The 18,207-nt window shown below is 57.2% G+C and carries 14 protein-coding genes; 5 read left to right on the top strand and 9 right to left on the bottom strand.

What is annotated here, in order from left to right:
• Nucleotides 1-50 precede the first annotated feature (50 nt).
• Together EC836_RS08285 and EC836_RS08280 are read left to right on the top strand one after the other, a co-directional pair.
• Nucleotides 51-1,175: a type IV toxin-antitoxin system AbiEi family antitoxin gene (locus EC836_RS08285; protein ID WP_123331930.1), complete on the top strand. Its 1,125-nt coding sequence runs from the start codon at nucleotides 51-53 to the stop codon at nucleotides 1,173-1,175.
• Nucleotides 1,160-2,068, top strand: coding sequence for a hypothetical protein (locus EC836_RS08280; protein WP_123331928.1), 909 nt, complete (start codon nucleotides 1,160-1,162; stop codon nucleotides 2,066-2,068). Before EC836_RS08285 ends, EC836_RS08280 begins: the two co-directional genes overlap by 16 nt.
• Nucleotides 2,069-2,193: 125 nt before the next feature.
• Here EC836_RS08280 and EC836_RS08275 read toward each other — a convergent pair whose 3' ends face one another.
• The 9 genes from EC836_RS08275 to EC836_RS08230 all read right to left on the bottom strand — a co-directional run bounded on the left by EC836_RS08275 (nucleotide 2,194) and on the right by EC836_RS08230 (nucleotide 13,886).
• Nucleotides 2,194-3,399, bottom strand: a complete 1,206-nt coding sequence (locus tag EC836_RS08275; RefSeq protein WP_123331926.1) for an MFS transporter — start codon at nucleotides 3,397-3,399, stop codon at nucleotides 2,194-2,196.
• A gap of 268 nt (nucleotides 3,400-3,667) precedes the next feature.
• A complete protein-coding gene (locus tag EC836_RS08270) occupies nucleotides 3,668-4,675 on the bottom strand; it encodes a substrate-binding domain-containing protein (RefSeq protein ID WP_123331924.1) in 1,008 nt (335 codons plus the stop codon).
• Nucleotides 4,665-6,206 carry an inositol monophosphatase family protein gene (locus tag EC836_RS24940; protein WP_233599181.1) on the bottom strand — a complete coding sequence of 514 codons (1,542 nt, stop codon included), beginning with the start codon at nucleotides 6,204-6,206 and terminating at the stop codon, nucleotides 4,665-4,667. Before EC836_RS24940 ends, EC836_RS08270 begins: the two co-directional genes overlap by 11 nt.
• A 53-nt stretch (nucleotides 6,207-6,259) precedes the next feature.
• Nucleotides 6,260-7,363, bottom strand: coding sequence for an ABC transporter substrate-binding protein (locus tag EC836_RS08255; protein WP_123331923.1), 1,104 nt, complete (start codon nucleotides 7,361-7,363; stop codon nucleotides 6,260-6,262).
• Nucleotides 7,364-7,392: 29 nt separating this feature from the next.
• Nucleotides 7,393-8,472 carry an ABC transporter ATP-binding protein gene (locus EC836_RS08250; protein WP_123331921.1) on the bottom strand — a complete coding sequence of 360 codons (1,080 nt, stop codon included), beginning with the start codon at nucleotides 8,470-8,472 and terminating at the stop codon, nucleotides 7,393-7,395.
• A 1-nt stretch (nucleotide 8,473) separates the two neighbouring features.
• A complete protein-coding gene (locus tag EC836_RS08245; protein WP_123331920.1) occupies nucleotides 8,474-10,297 on the bottom strand; it encodes an iron ABC transporter permease in 1,824 nt (607 codons plus the stop codon).
• Nucleotides 10,298-10,516: 219 nt separating this feature from the next.
• On the bottom strand, nucleotides 10,517-11,821 hold the full coding sequence (locus tag EC836_RS08240) for a histidine-type phosphatase (RefSeq protein WP_123331918.1): 1,305 nt from the start codon (nucleotides 11,819-11,821) through the stop codon (nucleotides 10,517-10,519).
• Between the two features lie 18 nt (nucleotides 11,822-11,839).
• Nucleotides 11,840-12,535: an oligogalacturonate-specific porin KdgM family protein gene (locus EC836_RS08235; RefSeq protein WP_123331917.1), complete on the bottom strand. Its 696-nt coding sequence runs from the start codon at nucleotides 12,533-12,535 to the stop codon at nucleotides 11,840-11,842.
• 355 nt (nucleotides 12,536-12,890) lie between these two features.
• A complete protein-coding gene (locus EC836_RS08230; protein WP_123331914.1) occupies nucleotides 12,891-13,886 on the bottom strand; it encodes a LacI family DNA-binding transcriptional regulator in 996 nt (331 codons plus the stop codon).
• Nucleotides 13,887-14,120: 234 nt separating this feature from the next.
• Between EC836_RS08230 and EC836_RS08225 the strand changes: the two genes are divergently transcribed.
• The 3 genes from EC836_RS08225 to EC836_RS08215 all read left to right on the top strand — a co-directional run bounded on the left by EC836_RS08225 (nucleotide 14,121) and on the right by EC836_RS08215 (nucleotide 18,193).
• The gene (locus EC836_RS08225; protein WP_123331912.1) at nucleotides 14,121-15,359 is read left to right on the top strand and encodes an MFS transporter; all 1,239 of its coding nucleotides are present in this window, start codon (nucleotides 14,121-14,123) and stop codon (nucleotides 15,357-15,359) included.
• 19 nt (nucleotides 15,360-15,378) lie between these two features.
• Entirely contained in the window at nucleotides 15,379-16,815 is a 1,437-nt protein-coding gene (locus EC836_RS08220; RefSeq protein WP_123331910.1) for a glycoside hydrolase family 32 protein, read from the top strand.
• A 187-nt stretch (nucleotides 16,816-17,002) separates the two neighbouring features.
• A complete protein-coding gene (locus tag EC836_RS08215; protein WP_233599179.1) occupies nucleotides 17,003-18,193 on the top strand; it encodes an OmpG porin family protein in 1,191 nt (396 codons plus the stop codon).
• Nucleotides 18,194-18,207: the final 14 nt, after the last annotated feature.

Raw genomic sequence — 18,207 nt, 5'->3', positions numbered from 1 at the left:
AATTTTATATTATTAGCTGTACAGCTAATAACGAGTTTAAGGCTAATAATATGGCTGGAACCAGGGCCGCAAGGCCTGGATTTAGAAAGCAGAGTCTGCAAGCGTTGGTCAATAGCCTGGCGGATGCAATCGGAACCGATGCTGTTATTCAAGCCGTGTCCGCATCCGACCCCGATGCATCTGAAAAATCTGCTCCTGATGACGCAGTCAGGATTCAGCTGCAAAATAGCGTGCTGACTATTGATGTTGAGATCGTCAGTAGCGGTTATCCAAGAGATATCCGGAATGCGGTCAGGCGGCTAAATCTTCGCAAAAATGCGCATCGCCACCCTGGCGACGTTATTGGCATGGTTGCCGCGCAATCCCTCAGTCCCGGATCTAAAAGGGAACTAAAGGAATCAGGTTTTGCCTATTACGAATTCGTTGGAAGCCTTTTCCTCAAACATGGTTTCTGGTTGATTAATATCGAAAAAAACTCAAATCCAGTGAGAAAAAAAGAGGGTGTGGTTGATCTGTTCACTGATGCACGTGAAAACGTTGTCCATGCTCTGTTAATGCACAACGATACCTGGCTATCAGGAACGGAGTTGGCGAGGCTTGCCCAGACATCTCAATACACGTGTTCATTGGTATTACAGGAACTCATTTTGCGGGAATGGGTTAATGAGGAAGGTAAGGGGCCGGGCAAACGTAGAAAGCTGATACGACCCGGGCTGCTACTGGACGCCTGGGCTGAAAACTGGCAGGGGCGTAATGCTCAGGAATCCAGATGGTATACCTTCGTTGAAAATCCTGGCCTCCTGCTGGGTGAGCTTGCCGAAAGGATAGATACACATCAACTTGATTTCGCCTGGGCTTTCACCGGAACAGCTGCAGCCAATACGATTGTGCCTGTACTGACGGGTACAGATAGCGCAGAAATCGTTGTGGCTGATGGTGACGGCCATTTGATGGCGGAAGCACTGAATCTTAAACCAGCCCCAAAAGGGGCCAATATCTCGTTGGTCGAACGCCGGGGTGCGAGCTTACTTTTTCGTAGTAAGTGCGCAGATCGTCTGGGTTATTTTGCCAGTCCGTACATTCTGTATCTGGACTTGCTAAATGGACGTGGACGCAATAAAGAACTGGCAGATAGCTTTAGAAAACACCTGGAGTTGTTATGGCAAAGGAACTGAAACCTCGTACTGCATCGGGGTACGATACTGACATCACTGCCGCGTGTGAGAGAACGCTTTTGACACTGCTCAGTGCATTTGGAAATTTGAAGGATACGCTACGTCTGGTGGGCGGGTTGGTGCCACGTTACCTTACCCCTGAATCCCCTCCGGATGTGCCGATGCATGTTGGGACTTCTGATGTAGACATTGTGCTAAATCTTGAAGTTTTGGCCGTTGGAAATGAATACACCAGCCTCGCGGATCAGCTAAAGGCTCGGGGATTTGAACGATGGCTGGAAGATGGAAAAGCGGCGTCCTGGAGATGGCGTAGGAGGGTCGATAAGCAGATTGAGGTGGTCGTCGAACTTCTTCGCGATGCAGGGAATGATACTCCGGGTAGGACGGTCAGTGTCAGCGGTGAGTCGGTATCTGCTCTCACAATCAAACATGCTGGGATCGTAAATGACTGGTATCGGGAAAGAGAAGTTGCTGCAGCACTTCTGGATGGCGGTGGCCTATCTGTGGATGTGGTGCGTTTTGCTGATGTCCCATCTTTTGTGATCCTGAAGGCTATTGCACTGGACCAGCGGCAGGAAAATAAAGATGCTGCCGATCTGATTCACGTCATTCGATATTCAGGTTCGGTTAAAGAAGTTGCTGCGCTTTTTGTCGACAGGCTTCGCTCGGGGTTGCATCAGGAGGCACTCAGGGATGGATTAGCCGCACTGGCACGGCGTTTCTGCGATGACGACTACGGTGAGGGCTTTGAAAAAGTGGGAGCTGTTGCCTACGCTCGATTTTTTGCCATTGAGAACGATGACGAACGTATTGGTGCGCAGCGCTATGCATCGGGGTTAATTCAGGCGTTGCTACATGAGATTAAAATCCAAATAGAGTCGTCAACCGCATAACAAGTGGTGTGCTATAACATTTTTGATTTTAATGCTTTATTTCTCCAGCTATGAACTGGCATCAAGCCCAGAATCAAGCTAGATACCAGTAGTAATGATCACCCTTTAGCCTGCTACGGCGAGGGTTAACTCGCCGTCTCAACGCACACCGCAGACGACGAGCGCAGCACGCGCAGCCCCATCAGCACGACAAGCACCATCACCAGCCCGGCGACCATCGCCACGCTGAATCCGGCCCGTGCGCCGTAGAAATCGATAACCATACCCGCCAGCACGCTGCCCAGCGCCACGCCGAGGCTGATGCCGGTGGTCATCCACGTCAGCCCTTCGGTTATCCTTGATGGCGGCAGAATCGTGGTGCCGATATTCATCACGATAACCATCGTCGGTGCAAACGACACGCCGGCGATAAACAGCGTGGCGGCCAGCACGTAAACGCTGGGGGATAAAATCGGGAACAGGGTGGTCACCGCCATTACCACACCGCCGCACAGGAACTGCTTCTCAATCGGGGCGGTAATTTTTAGCGTACCGAACAGCAGGCCGGCGATCATCGATCCCAGCGCATAGGCGGCCAGCACAAAGCTGGCAGCGGCCGGCCAGCCCTGCATATTGGCGAAGGCAACCACCGCCACCTCAACCGAACCGGCAATCACCCCCAGCGCCAGCAGCGCAAAGACAATGGTGCGCACGCCGGGGATCAGCAGGGTTGAGCTGGTCTGCTTCCCGAGACCTTCCACCACTTTTGGCTCGGTCTGCTTCTGCATCAGAAAGGCGGTTATGCCCACAATCAGCAGCAGCAGCGCGACCAGCGGCCCGGCCTCGGGGAAGAAGCTGGTACTCAGCACGATGGCCACCGGCGGGCCGATGGTAAACACTAATTCGGTGATCACCGTATCCAGAGAAAACGCGGTGTGCAGCTGCGGCCTGCCGCGAAAAAGCTGTAGCCAGCGGGCGCGGATCATCGCCGGCATGCTCGGCATCGCCCCCGCCAGCAGCGCCAGAATAAACAGCAGCGGGGCAGGTGCCTGCAGATAAACGGCGGCAATCAGCGCCGTCAGCATGCCGATGCTGTAGGCGGTAACATACGGCAGCACCCGGCTTTGCCCGCGTCGATCCACCACCTTGGAAATCTGCGGGCCGACCAGCGCATTCGCCAGCGTGTAAACGCCTGCTACGGCACCGGCAAGCCAGTACTGCCCGGTTTTTTGTACCAGCATGGTGACAATGCCGATGCCGATCATCGCCTGCGGCAGGCGCACAACGGTGCTCGCGAGCGCCAGCCCCAGTGCACCCGGGGTGGCAAACAGTTCGCGATAAGGGTTAGCCATGAAGTCTCCTGTTATTCTCTGATGCTTATCAGCATCCCGCAGTGCGCGGTATGTCCATTTTATCTTTGTAATACAAAAACCCCGCGCGGGGGCGGGGTGCTGTGCGGCAACCAACGGCTTCGAGGACGGTGGACGTTCAGCGAGGTGAATTTATTCTTATAGCGCAATCAGTATACGATAAATCCCACTGCTTTTTGGGGGATTATTAGTCAAAAGTCGCTGAATATTTCATTTGCTGATGCCGATTACACTTGTGCCTAAAACGGATTCAGCGCAGCGTTCCTCGCTTCACCAGCCGCGCATCAAAAATCCGTCTTTCCGGCCGTTCTGCGTCCGGGGAAAGCAGCAGCTCGCAGGCCGCCTCTGCCATCTCCGCCAGCGGCTGCGAGAAGGTGGTGAGCCGATAGCCCAGCCAGCTGGCCTGTTCGATATCATCGAAGCCAATCACGCAGAGATCTTCCGGAATGCGCAGGCCAAATTCGTGGCGAGCGGCGTCGATAAAACCGCAGGCGATCAGATCGGTCACGCAGAACACGCCGTCCGGGCGTGTTGGGTGGCTCAGCAGCTCGCGCGCGGCAAGCACGCCGGTCTGGTAGCTGGTGCTGCCGGGGCGGATCAGGGAAACGTCGGTCTCCGCGTCGGCCGCGGCCTGCATAAAGCCGGTTTCACGGATCACCATACTGGGCGAGCGCGCTGAGGAGGAAACTACGGCAAGATGCTGACATCCGGCAGCGATCAGGTGGTCAAAAGCCTCTTTCATCGTTGAACTGTAATCGATGTCGATAGTGTCCGCGCCGGCATACTGGCCCATGCGGTTAATCAGAATTACCTGCTGCCCGCTTTGCAGACAGATCTCAATCAGCGAGCCGGGCGGTTTGCCCGACAGCACGATAGTGGCGGTGGATCGGTAGTTTAATGTCTGCTGCAGGGCCTCTTTGGCGCTCGCTTCGCCGTCGTCGGTGTTGATCACCATCACCGCCCGTCCGGCCTTGTTCAGGCGGCGGGTCAGGTGCTCCAGCAGGCTGGACTGATACGGCGACGCCAGATTACCGCCGAGAATACACACCGGGCGGCTGGCCTCCTTCGACAGGCCGCGCGCCAGATGGTTAACGTGGTAGTTCAGCACTTCGGCGGCGGCGAGCACCTTGCGCCGTGTTTCCGCCGAGACGCTGCTGCCGGGGGTAAAGGTGCGCGATACCGCCGAGCGCGATACGCCCGCCAGGCGCGCCACCTCGGTGGCGCTGGCAAATCCGGACGGCTTGCTGCTATCGCTCATCGCACGGTTCCGCTGCGGCGATGGCCCGTTCGCGAAGAATGGCCTGTTCCGCCAGCCGGGTCAGTGACGGTTTCGGCGCTTCAAACCATTCATCCGGGTGGAGCTGGCGGCGGTCGCGGATTAACGCAATCGCGGCGTCGAGCGTCGGGAAGCGCGCCGGGCACTCCAGATGCATAAACAGCGCCACTAAAGCTACGGAGCGGCTGCGGCCCCCGCGACAATTGACCAGGATATTGCCGCGCCGGCGGTTGCGGTAGGAGGCTTTTTCCGGGATCTGCTGCAGCAGCGCCGAGCGCATCAGCTGATAGCCCGCGTGCAGCATCTCCGGCGCGTTGCCGTCGCCGTCAATCAGCCCCAACTTGTAGTAGCGAACCGGACCCGCACCATGGGAGAGCAGATGCGCGGCGGCTCCGGCCTCCGGCGTGTTGACCCAGTCGATATCGAGGTTTACCGCGCAGTTAATCACCACGCCGATATCGTGTTCGGCCAGCAGCGCGGCATCGCTCACACCGGTGGAACCGCCGATATAGATATCCATTCCCCAGCCGGGGAAGTCTTCCGCAATCAGGCTGATCGGCGGACGGGGATAGTGCGGCACGGCCGGTTGAGCTGCATCCGCCGCCTGTGCGATGGCCGATGCCCTGACTGCGCCCGATTCACTGTGCTTCACCGTTACGCCAGCGGCGGGCGCTGCCTCAGAACCGGCGGCGTGATAATCCGTATCCTGCGGTTCTTCCGCCAGCGGAATTCCCGCCGCACGGGACAGTTCGCTGGCAATGCCCGGCGCGACGGCCAGCACCGGCAGACCGTTGAAAATGCCTTCGGCCGTTTCGGGAGCGATACCAATTCGGCCGCCCGCTTCACGCACCAGCAGCATGCCCGCCAGGCAGTCCCAGGCATTCATATGGATTTCCACGTAGCCGTCGGTGCGGCCTTCCGCCACCCACGCCAGCGCCAGTGCGCCGGAGCCGCCGCGTCGTATGCTGGTGCCCTGATTCAGGATCGATGTCATCACATCCAGATAGCGGCGCTGGCTGTGGCGGGCAGACCAGCCCAGCTCCACGGCGGCACGCTGCGTGTCGGTAATGGAGGTGCAGCGCAAAGGCCGGTCATTTTTCAGCGCATAGTGGCCGCGCCGTGCCAGATAGAGTTCCTGGCTTGAGGGATTATAAATCGCCCCCAGTTCGGTGACGCCGTGATGAACCCAGGCAATGCAGACGCAGAAGTGGGTGATGCCACGGGCAAAGTTAGCGGTGCCGTCAATCGGATCGACGACCCACAGGCTCTCCGCACTGGCGGGCTGGCTGGCGGACTCTTCGCCGAGGATCAGGTCGTCGGGGAAGGCTTCGCTAATCGCCTGCAGGATTAGCGCCTCAACGAAGGTATCGGCCTCGGTCAGGATATCCTGGTGGCCCTTCAGTTCGTATTCCCCTGCTTTACGCGAGTGGAAAAAGCGCAGGGCGGTATCCCCGGCTTCGGTAACAATGCGTTTGAGCGCCGCTTCGCGCTGTGCAATATCAATCGTGGTCAAAGTATGCTGCCTGTTCAAAGTGAAGAGGAACGGCCCCGTCGCTGCGCGGGGCGTTATTTTTTGTAGTTCAGGCTCCAGATATCCTGCCAGTCCTGGCGGCTTTTCCAGTCCTCTTTCGCCGTGGCGGTCAGGTATTCCATCAGTTCGCCGCGATATTTTTCGATGCCGGAAGCCTCATCGGCAGGCAGTTTTACCGCCGGGTTGGTAGACATTTTGCCGTCCACGCCCTGCGGGGCGATGCCTTCGGCGGTCAGCAGATAGTGGATAAACAACTTCGCGGTGTTCGGGCTTTTGCTGCCGGTGGCCACCACGCCCAGGCTCGGATAATTCCAGCCGATAAACGGCTTCAGCCCGCTGCACAGGCCCAGCTTCATACTCTGCTTGTTGTCGCGGAACTTGGCAGTGGACACCAGGCCAACGAAGTCGGTTTTACCGTCCGGTGCGCCGATAGCGGAGGCGGCGTCGTTATCGGAGTGGGTCAGCAGCACGCCGTTGCCCGCCAATGCCTTCACAAAGGCTGCGGTGGCGGACTTCTCATCGGTTTGCAGCGGCTTGCCGAACTGCTGCTGGTAGGCATCGCGCACCTGCTGGTCGTAGTGCGTTTCCATCTGGCTGAACCAGTCGGTATAGGCTGGTTTGCTGGTCGGATCCTGCATCGCCACGCGGCCACGCCATGTTGCTTCAGTCAGCTGCCAGATATTGTCTACCGGACAGGTGGCGTGATGAGCCGTGTTATAGGCGAAGACGTTCGGTGCCAGCACCACAGTCAGCGGGTCCTGATAGCGCGCGGGGATGCTGCCTTTCAGATCGCCTGGCACCCAGCTCTGCACATAGCCTTTGTTCAGCAGTTGGGTCATGCCCGCCGGGGCATCTTCAACGATGGCGACATCGGCCCGCACGTTTTTCGCCTGCGCTTCCCGGCTGATAATCTCAATAATCTGCGGCGCATCGGCCTTGACGCCGTTAGCCTGTAGCCCGTACTGCTCGCTGAAGGCTTTCGCCTGCTGGACGATTTTGCCGGTGGAGGCGTAAACGGTAATCGGCTGCTCCTGCTTTGCGGCGGCGATCAGCTGCTGAAGATCGAACGTTTCAGCCTGAGCAACGGTGCTGCTCAGCAGGGCGCTGGCGACAACGGCGGCGGTCAAATTGCGCTTCATGGTGGTTCCCTTAAAGTGATAAAAACGAATTAACGTGCGTAAACGTCGTGACGCAGCCCGCTGCTGTTAAAGAAGTGCAGGGAGTGGGTCGGGAGCTGACAGTGCACCTGCTGGCGCGCCTGCCAGCGCGGACGCAGCTGCGTGGAGTGGAACAGGCGATCGTCTCCGGCCACCAGTTCAATCACCCAGCTACCGCCGGTGGGCATAATGTTGTCGATGGTCATCGCAATGCCGTTGTTGCCTGCCCCTTCGCTGAGTACGATCTCCTCCGGGCGGATGCCGCAGTGCAGGGTGCGATCGAGTAGATCAAAACGCTGCTGAAGATGCCGTGCCAGCGGGCTGACCGGCTGGTTCAGCGGGATCATGTTCAGCCGTGGCGTCCCGATAAACTCGGCGACAAAGCGGTTGGCCGGGGTGGCGTAAATCTCATCCGGGGTGCCGACCTGCTGCATATGCCCGGCGCTCATCACCGCAATGGTGGTGGCGAGGGTCATTGCCTCCCACTGATCGTGGCTGACGAAGACGATAGTGGTGCCAAAGGTTTCATGCAGGCGGCGCAGCTCGGCGCGCATCTCCAGCCGCAGAGTGGCATCGAGGTTGGAGAGCGGTTCGTCCAGCAGCAGCACGCCAGGATTCACCGCCAGCATACGGGCCAGGGCCACGCGCTGCTGCTGGCCGCCGGAAAGCTGGGCCGGGTAGCGTTTGGCGTAGTCGGCAATGCGCAGCTTTTCCATCACATCCTGGCAGCGGGCAATGCGCTCGCGGGTGGGCACCTTTTGCAGGCGCAGGCCGAAATCCACGTTCTGCTCCACCGTCATATGCGGCCACAGTGCGTAGCTCTGGAAAACCAGACCAATGCCGCGCTTTTCCGGCGGCACCCAGGTGCCGTGGGCAATGGAGTCGACGATCTTCTCGCCAATGCGGATCTCGCCGCCGCTGGCGTGCTCGATCCCGGCGATCATCCGCAGGATGGTGGTTTTGCCGCAGCCGGACGGCCCCAGCAGGCACATAAACTCGCCGTCTTTCACCGTCAGGTTGATGTTGTTGACCGCCGGTGCATCGCTGCCGGGGTAGGTCTTGGTGAGGTTGTTCAAATGAATCGTTGGCATCTTATTTCTCCAGTCCGTCAGCCAGACCGGTACCGGTGATCCTCTGGATCATCACCGTGCCAGCCCATGAAATCAGCGCAATCATCAACACCACGGCGTTGGCCGCCTGCTGGTAGTTGTAGTCAATCAGGCGCAGGGAATAGGTGGTCAGCACATCGGTCGCCGGGGTGGCGAGGATCACGAACAGGCTGACGCCCTTAATCCCTGAGATAAACGGCAGCAGCACGCCGGTAGCCAGCGGCGCGGCCTGAATCGGGATCACGATGCGGCGAATACGGGCGAACCAGCCTGCTCCGGCAATGCGCGCCGCTTCTTCAGCTTCTTTACCCAGCTGGGTCATCGCGGCGATACCGGAGCGGCTGGCATACGGCATTTTTTCCGCAATCAGCGCCAGCACCAGAATCAGCGGCGTGCCGTACAGCGCCGGGACCGGGCCTCGGGCTACCGCAAACAGCGAAAGGAAGGCGGCGGCGAAGGCGATACCCGGCACCAGATAAGGCAGGAAAGTCAGCTGGCGCAGGCAGGCGGCCATCCAGCGAAAATGGCAGCGCATCACCGCGTAGCCGACCAGCAGGCCCAGCACGCCGCAGGCGACGGAGGCCGAGCCGACGATCAGCAGCGTGTTCCCCACCGTGTGCCAGAACTCCGGCGTCAGCAGAATGCCGCTGCGCAGCGCCACCGTATCGAGGTCATGGCCGATCCAGTAGGCGAGGGTGAAGTTGTCGGCGTTAAAGCGCCCCGGCAGGATCATGATGGTCGACAGGAACAGGGTCAGCAGCGGGATCGCCACGCCGAGCGTCACGAACAGCAGCGGCAGACTCCCGGCGGCGATGCGCCAGCGGCCCAGACTGCGGCGGCGTTCCATCACGCCCTTGCCGCCGACGGTGACGAAGCGTTTGGCCTCGCGCAGCATTTTCATATCCAGCATCAGGGTCAGCATGCCCATCAGCATGATCACCGTGGCGATCACCGCCGCCACGCCGGACTGGCGCGTGCCGATAGCGCGATAAAGACCGGTGGAGAGCGTATCGAAATGCACCGGCAGGCCGAGGATATACGGCAGCGCGAACTCACCGATGCAGTCGGCAAAAATCAGCAGCGCGGCGGAAAGCAGCGCCGGGCGCACCAGCGGAATAATGATTTTAAAGGCGATCGCCCTGCGGGATGCGCCCAGCACCCGCGCGCACTCTTCCATCTGGCTGTCCATGCGCTTCAGCGCGTTGCCGACAATCAGGATCACCAGCGGGGCATAGTGCAGCACCATAATGGCGACGATGGGGAAGTAACCGTAGGCCATCCAGTTCGGGGTCTGAATGCCCATGGCTTCGAGCCAGCCCGGCTGCCCGCCGATGGTGTGGTTTTTGAAAATGGTGCTCCACGCCAGCGCGAAGGTCCAGGAAGGCAGCATAAACGGCACGATCAGCAGGGTGGCAAACCACTTTCTGCCGGCGATATCGGTGCGGTTAATCAGCCACGCCAGCGAAACGCCCACCACCATCGCCCCCACCACGGTGCTCAGGGCCACCGCCAGCGTATTGAGCATCGGCGTCCACAGCAGCAGTTCGGACATCCGCGAGGTCAGCGTGCGCAGCAGGTAATAGGCGGTGACGGTGCCTTCGGTCGCGCCGGTGCGGCCTTCATCGCCGCTCTGAACCAGCACCGCATTCAGCAGTACCGATACCACCGGGGCAAGGATAATCCAGCTGAACAGCATCAGCAGCAGAGCGGCCAGCAGGTTGGCGGGTTCATGGCTGATAATCGACAGCGTATGGCGGATCCTGGGCCACGCGGCTGGGCGGTGGCGGGTTTCAACTTGGTAAGACACGGGTTTACCCCTGGCTGTGAAGGACAGACAGGAATATATCGGCGCAATGTTACAGTTTTGCGAATTCTTTGCACGTATGTGCAAATATTTACGAGATTATTTCATCCCCCATCAACGCGATGGGGGATACAGGGAGGACGTCCGGTTTCTCTTCGCGTAACAGATATTAACGACGGTCCGCAAGAGGGTGCGGTTTAATTAATTTCGCGAATTAACCCGTTACTGAAATACCACCAAACCCTTACCGTCATCCACCAGATTTTTTTCCGCCAGTTTGACAAAGGTATTCAGCGGGCACAGCTCGCCAACGGCGGTGTGATGACAGTCCGCATTATTAAATTCAGCCTCCGGCAGCGGGTGTTGTTCACTCAGGGGGGAGAGGTAACGCCACTGGTCTAATGTTCTGGCGCTGAAGGTCAAATGGATAAAGCGTTGCCCGGTTTGTTTATCCCGGTAGCGCTCCATCACCAGGCTACCGCCGGGAGGAATATCATTACGAGGATAAACCGGTAGCTGCCAGTTAAATTTCAGCATGGTCTGAATTTGCGAGATATTACTGTCGTGCCCGACAAAAATAACCAGCGGGCTTTGCAATCTGACATCAGGATTAACCTTGTTCGTTAAGCCGATCCCGGATGAAATTGCACCAATAAGCTGACGCATTAATAATGAACCGCCGTGGCGGGCATATTCCATCGTGTTGCTGACTAAATCATATTTCGCCGCGTGCAACGCCATCAGGTTATTAACGTCCTGAGCCGTTTTGACATGACCAAATGCCACTTCGGATAACGGCAGGTTTTCACTATATTGCAGGCGGATCGTTTCTGCGATTGAGGCGCCTTTCGAAACCGGCCCGCTTAATTTCGCTTTCCCTTTTTCATTAATTTTCACCTGCCATTCTTTATCCAGAAAGGCGCAGCTTTTACCCTCATCGGCACAGACCGCCTGGCGTAAATCCGCTACCGGCTTCCGCCAGTTTTTTTGCGCCTGCTGCGACGAACCCATTCGTTCTCTTACCTGCTGATAAACCACCTGTTCGTCAGGCTGGGCGATGCCCATCTCAATGGTATCAAACAGTGGGTCGTGCTGATTTACCGTGGTGTGAACCGCCATGCCGCAGCCGGGAAACATGCCGTCCAGCAGTGCCGCGCCGGTGGCCCGGGTTCGCTGATCGGGAGCGGCCCATAGCCACACGGCTCCCGGCTGTGGGCAGGCATCAGGGGAACCCACGGTCAGACCACGATCGCGCCAGGTTTCCAGCTGGTATGCGCCCTGCACCAGCATGCCAGCATAACCATGCCCGGTCAGAAAGCCGTCCGGCACGTTCCATTTCGGCCATTTTTTGCCGGTGGCGTCCTCCAAACCGGTGGTATCCGTTTGCGGCCGCACACCGTGGCGGCTGAGCATCACCACCTTCTCCAGCTCGTAGCGTGCGGAGTCAGGAGATGCCGCGTAGGAGGCGGGGATCGCGCTGCAGGTCAGGCCTGCGAGCAACAGATTCAGGACAAACAATTTTTTCATCTCAGGTCCCTCTTTAGATTAAAATTCGTACGAAACGCCGGTGATAAACTCGGTCTGCCGCTCGGAGGTGCTTTTGGATACGGCGACGTTTTTCACCCCAATATACGGCGATAAATGGCGGGTCAGCTGATAGCCCACTTCCACTTCGTGCTCCACGTCGTGGGGTTTTTTATTATACAGATCCTCATTGCCATGATAGTAAGTCAGCGTGTAACTGAATTTGAAATCCTTTATTTTTTGCGATATCTCACCGTCAATACGATCGACCCGCTTAGTCGGTTTTTCATCGCGATCGCTGATCTCTTTACGATAGCGTAGAGAGAGTTTGGTTTTATCAAACAGGCGATATTTTAATTTTAAAGAGGGTTTGTATTTTTCTTCACTCTCTTTAACGGCAAACGTCATGCCTGGCACAATACTCAGCCTGTCGGTAATGCCCCGAGTATAATTAATCTTGAACTCTTTCTCGCTGATTATTCTACGGTCAAAAAAATCCCCCGCATCGCCGTTAGTTTTTTCTCTTGGATGTAACTTAAATTTTGTGCCAATCCCAATGCCTGAATCAAAATCATGAGACAGTTCAAGTTCGTCGGTGTGTTCTTTAGTAATATCCTCGTATTTGTGTTTGTAATTCAGCTCCAGGGCAAGGGCGGAATGGGAAATTAAAATAAAACCTGTGCCTGCCAAAAAAGGGTAAATAATTTTATTAAACATTGCGTCTATTATTCCAGCTATTCAGGAGGGGCTGGAAGTTACGGATTGAATGTTTCAGTTAAATTTCACATTTAATGGGTTTTTATGACAAAGGGATTTTTCTGAAAACAAACTGGCGACTTGAAATATTTCCTCGCAGAGGATGATTTTTATCAATGCGCCGGTGAAAGTGAAAAATATGGCCGTTCTGCACTTATTTCATGCTGATATCTCGGCGGTCCGGCCGAGAAAATACGTTATTACGCGAAGGATGAAATGAAAAAAAAGGCGGTATTTTATAAGAAATTGCACGTCTGCCAGAAGAACACGGCTCAAAGGAGGGGAAATGCCCCCCTTTTTAAGCAGTTTTAAGCGGCTACAGCGAGTCGCGCAGCAGCAGCGGGCTGTTGACCTTAATCGTCTCGCAGTGGCTGTTGCCGTTGATGATATGCAGTGCGCTGAGGCGGCCAATATCGTAATGCGGCAGCTGCACGGTGGAAAGCGGCGGTAAAAACAGATCGCCGATGCCGACCATGTTGTCGTAGCCCAGTACCGCCACATCCTGAGGAATGCGTATGCCGTGGCCGAGCAGGGTTTGGTAGACCATAAAAGCCATTCGGTCGTTGCCGCAGATCACCGAATCAAACTGCGGTTTACCCTGGCGGATATTCGCCAGCACCATCGCCGGAATGTCGCGATAGTGTTCGTCGCCGCTGGCCATATAAAGATGGGTAAAGGCGTTCGGGTCGATATTCTGCTCGCGGCAGGCCCGTTCCAGTCCGCTGCGCCGGCGGTGGCTGGCCACGCGCTGTTCGGGCAGATGCAGGCACAGCGGCTGGCGATAGCCGGCCTCCAGCAGCGCCCGGGTGCCGGCGTACTGGCCCAGTTCATCGTCGGGAATATAGCTGGCCAGCGGGGCATTGCTGCTTTCGCAGTTGGCCAGCACGCAGGGCAGGGTAAGCAGCTTTTTCGGCACCTGCACGTGGCGCAGGCCCATGGTGGTGTAGATCACCCCCGCCGGGCGGTGCGACAGCAGCAGGTTCATAATGTCATCGACATTGTCGTGCTCGAACATGTTGATCACGAAGCTGTGCCAGCCGTGGGCGCGGGCCGTTTCCTCTATCGCCAGCGCGATATCAACGGAGAAGGGCGTGGTGACCGTATCCAGCGCCAGCACGCCGATCGCATTGGGCGTGGCGCGGGCGCCGCGGACCTTTTTCGCCGACAGATCGGGCACGTAGTTGAGCTGCTTAATCGCTGCCTGAACGTGTTCCAGCGTGTCTGGCCGAAGTCGCTCGGGCGTGTTGATGGCGCGCGACACGGTCATCAGGGAGACGTTCGCCAGTTTTGCCACGTCCTTTAGTGAAGACATTGTTTTATCCCTGCGATAATCGAATTAACTCGTTGATGTTTAAAATACTACGCTATTCCCGCCGCATGCGTACCGGCTTCAGGCGGATCTGAACATAAATTTGATCCAGCTCTCATAACTGCAATGTTAACGTTAACTCGTGTGATTAACATCATATAGTGAAAGCAATCCGCATGAATAGTTCGTTTGGTTAACGTTACCATTTGCGGCATACCTTCCCTGGAGTTTGCCGTTATGAAACAACAACACTCTCATAATTATTTGATTCTTAGCGCACTTTTGTTTTTTTTCTTTGTGACATGGTCTTCATCCAGCTCGCTGCTTTCGATCTGGCTGCATCAGGAAGTCGGCCTGAAGGCGGCGGATACCGGGATTATCTTTTCGGTACTGTCGGTTTCTGCGCTGTTTGCCCAGGTCTGTTATGGCTTTATTCAGGACAAACTGGGGCTGAGAAAAAACCTGCTGTGGGTGATCACCCTGATGCTGATCCTCTCCGGCCCGGCCTATATGTTGTTTGGCTATCTGCTGAAAATTAACATTCTGCTCGGCAGTATTTTCGGCGGCTTCTTTATCGGCCTCACTTTTAACGGCGGGATTGGCGTGCTGGAAAGCTACACCGAACGCGCCGCACGCCGCGACGGCTTTGAGTTTGGCCGCGCCAGAATGTGGGGCTCGCTGGGCTGGGCGGTGGCGACTTTCTTCGCCGGTCTGCTGTTTAACCTCAATCCGCATCTGAACTTTATGGCCGCTTCCGTTTCCGGTCTGGTGTTCTTCTGGCTGCTGACCCGCCTGAAGGTTTCCCTCCCGGCGGGTACGGTAGAGCAGGGCGTTCCGGCCAGCAGGATCTCCCTCGACGATGCGCTGCGCCTGCTGACGCTGCCGCGCTTCTGGGCGCTGGTGTTCTTCGTTATCGGCACCTGTATTTACGGCGTTTACGACCAGCAGTTCCCGGTCTACTTCGCCTCGCAGTTTCCAACGCTGCGCGAAGGCAACGCCATGTTTGGCTACCTGAACTCGTTCCAGGTGTTTCTTGAAGCGGCGGGCATGTTCTGCGCCCCGTGGCTGGTTAACCGCATCGGCGCCAAGAACGGCCTGATTTTCGCCGGGATGGTGATGGCGCTGCGCATGGTCGCTTCCGGGCTGGTGGAAGGGCCGCTGCTGATCTCCATCACCAAACTGCTGCACGCGGTTGAACTGCCGATCCTGCTGGTGGCCATCTTCAAATACAACAGCCTGAATTTTGATAAGCGTTTGTCTTCCACCCTCTATCTGGTGGGCTTTGCCTGCACCAGCTCGGTGATCGGCACCGTGCTGTCGCCGCTGGCCGGATTCAGCTACGAGAAGTTCGGCTTCGCGCAGTCGTATCTGATCATGGGCATCATGGTGTTCTGCACCACCTTTATCTCCATCTTCCTTTTACGCTCGAATGGCACGCCGACCGAGCACTCTTTTCCACAGCCCAATGCGGTTTAATTCAGCAAGAGTAAACATTATGACGTCAATGTTAGAACAAGCGGAACAGACACTCGAAAAAGCCCAGGCCGAGGTGAACACGCGCTGGTATCCGCGCTATCACCTGGCGCCGCGCGCCGGGTGGATAAACGATCCTAATGGTCTGGTGTGGTTTGACGGCTGGTATCACGCGTTTTATCAGCACCATCCCTACTCCACGCAGTGGGGGCCGATGCACTGGGGGCACGCGCGCAGTAAAGACCTGGTTCACTGGGAACACCTGCCGGTGGCGCTGGCCCCTGAAGGGCCGGACGATAAAGACGGCTGCTTCTCCGGCTCTGCGGTGGTTAACGGCGATACGCTGGCGCTGATTTATACCGGGCATCGCTTTATCGGTGATGCGGGCAGCGACGACAATCTCTACCAGGTGCAGTGCCTGGCCACCAGCCGCGACGGCATTCACTTTGAGCGCCACGGCATGGTGATCGATACCCCGCCGGGTCTGCATCACTTCCGCGATCCGAAGGTGTGGCGCGAGGGGGATGACTGGTTCATGATCGTCGGCGCTCGGGTAGGCGACATCGGCCAGGTGCGGCTGTATCGCTCCGCCGATCTGCTCCAGTGGCAGGACGAAGGGATCTTCGACGAAGCGGAAGCGGGCATGGGTTATATGTGGGAGTGCCCGGACGTCTTCACCCTTAACGGCAAGCGCGTGCTGATGTTTTCACCGCAGGGCATCGCCGCCGACGGTTATCACAACCGTAACCTGTTCCAGAGCGGCTACCTGCTGGGCGACTGGCAGCCGGGGCAGCCGTTTGTTCGCGACGGTGGCTTTGTGGAAATGGACCACGGCCACGATTTTTATGCGCCGCAGAGCTTCCTCACCCCGGATGGCCGCCGGATTGTGATTGCCTGGCTGTCGATGTGGGAATCGGCGATGCCGGAGCAGCAGGACGGCTGGTCCGGGATGCTCTCCCTGCCGCGGGAGGTCAGCCTCAGCGACGATAACCGTCTGCTGATGAAGCCTGCGGCGGAAGTCACCGCCCTGCGCGGCAGCCACTATCCGATCCCGGTACAGCACCTGAAAAACCAGAAATTGCCGGTACTGGCCAGTGCCGACGCGGTGGAAGTGGAGCTTCAGTGGGAGCAGCATCCGGCAGCGGCGGAAGAGTACGGCATTGCGCTCGGTGACGGGCTGCGCGTTTACGTGGATAACCAGGCGCAGCGTCTGGTGCTGGATCGCCGCTACCCGGAATCCGGCGTTGAGGGCAGCCGCAGTATCGCGCTGCCTGCCGGCGGCATTCTCTCCCTGCGCCTGTTTATCGACCGCTCCTCCGTAGAGGTGTTCGTCAACGACGGCGAAGCCTGCCTGAGCAGCCGCATTTATCCGCGGGCTGACCAGCGCGATCTGGTGCTGTTCGCTAATAACGGCAGCGCGGTGCTAAAAGAGGGGGGATACTGGTCGCTGGATAACTAATCTCGCCTTAGCCGCAATACATTCCGTATTGCGGCCACCCTTTACTGAATTAATGCCTTTCTCAGGTAGGCATCGTTGTGCTCTGAATAACGAGGATAATAAAATGAAAGCAATAACCTTTCCTCTCCACCGTTATCGTGTAATAAAGCCGGGTAGAATGATTAACGGCAGAAACAGCATGCTATTTATGGCGACGCTGTTAAGCCTTCCGGCTATGTCTGATGAAATAAAAGATAATAGCGATAATTATATTGGCGGCTATCAAAGTTATTTTCATGATGATGTCGATACGCCAAAATCCGCGCGTGCTGCGGACGGTAAACCGGCGTCGTCGGCACCCGGTAACGCGCCGTCAGTAACAACCGCATCTAACGGTGCAACGGCATCTGCAGGAGTCTCTTCAACACCCGCCGCAGCGCCAGGCTCCGTTCCCGATAAAGGCGGCGTATTACTCAGCAACGCCAACGAGGTCAGCGTGCTGCGCCTTCGCCAGGATGAGCCGCCGGTACACTGGAACAGCGTGGGCCGTAATATGGAAGCCGGTGGCCTGCACGGCAATATCGGCACGCAGATTGAAATTGACGATGCGCGCCGCAGCAATAATGAACACAACGGCGGGAAATTTAAATACGCCACGCTACAGGCCTTTTTACGTCATGACGAAATGCCGAACTGGTATTTTGGTTTCTATAACGCCCGCGAAGACAGTTATAAAGGCCAGTTCAGCAATCAGCACTACGGCGGCACCAATACGATTAACGAAGTCTTTGTCGGGCATATTTTTGAAACCTGGCGCGGCAATATCGGTGCGGAAGTGATGGGTGGCTCGGAGTCGGCCGGCAAGCGCTGGAAAAGCCGCTTCAAGCTGTGGCAGGACCTGCGCCTCTCCGATCGCTGGAGCATTGCGGGCTACGCCTTCGGCGAGTTCCAGCCGCAGGGCACGGAGCCGGGCAACGGCGATCTGGAGAAACTGATTTTCGAAACCGAACCGGCGCTTCAGTACCGCGTGAATCCGGATCTCGGCCTGTATCTGCGGCCGTTCTATTCCTACAACCGCCAGGAGCGCGAGCAGTGGGGCGATATTATCGAACGTGAATGGAAGGTGTCCGCCGGACTGTGGAAAAACTGGTACCCGTTGTTAACCTCGCTGTACGTCGGCGTCGGCCAGAAGAAAACCACCAACGCCAGCGACAGCTACGAGCTGTTCTACGATGGCCGCTATCAGTACGTTGGTGGCACCCTCAGCTACCCGATTGTGGATGAGCTTCGCCTGTACGGCGAATTTAAAGCGAAATTCACCAAAGAGGCCGGTGCCTGGACCACGGGAGGCTACTCCTGGACGCCGTTCACCGTGGTGGGCGCGGTTTATAATTTCTGACGAGCAACGTAATC

This window comes from Erwinia sp. JUb26, assembly GCF_003751505.1.
In the GTDB taxonomy this organism is placed as follows: domain Bacteria; phylum Pseudomonadota; class Gammaproteobacteria; order Enterobacterales; family Enterobacteriaceae; genus Erwinia.
Note: the sequence above shows the minus strand (reverse complement) of the source record. Positions and strands in the feature narration are given on the sequence as shown.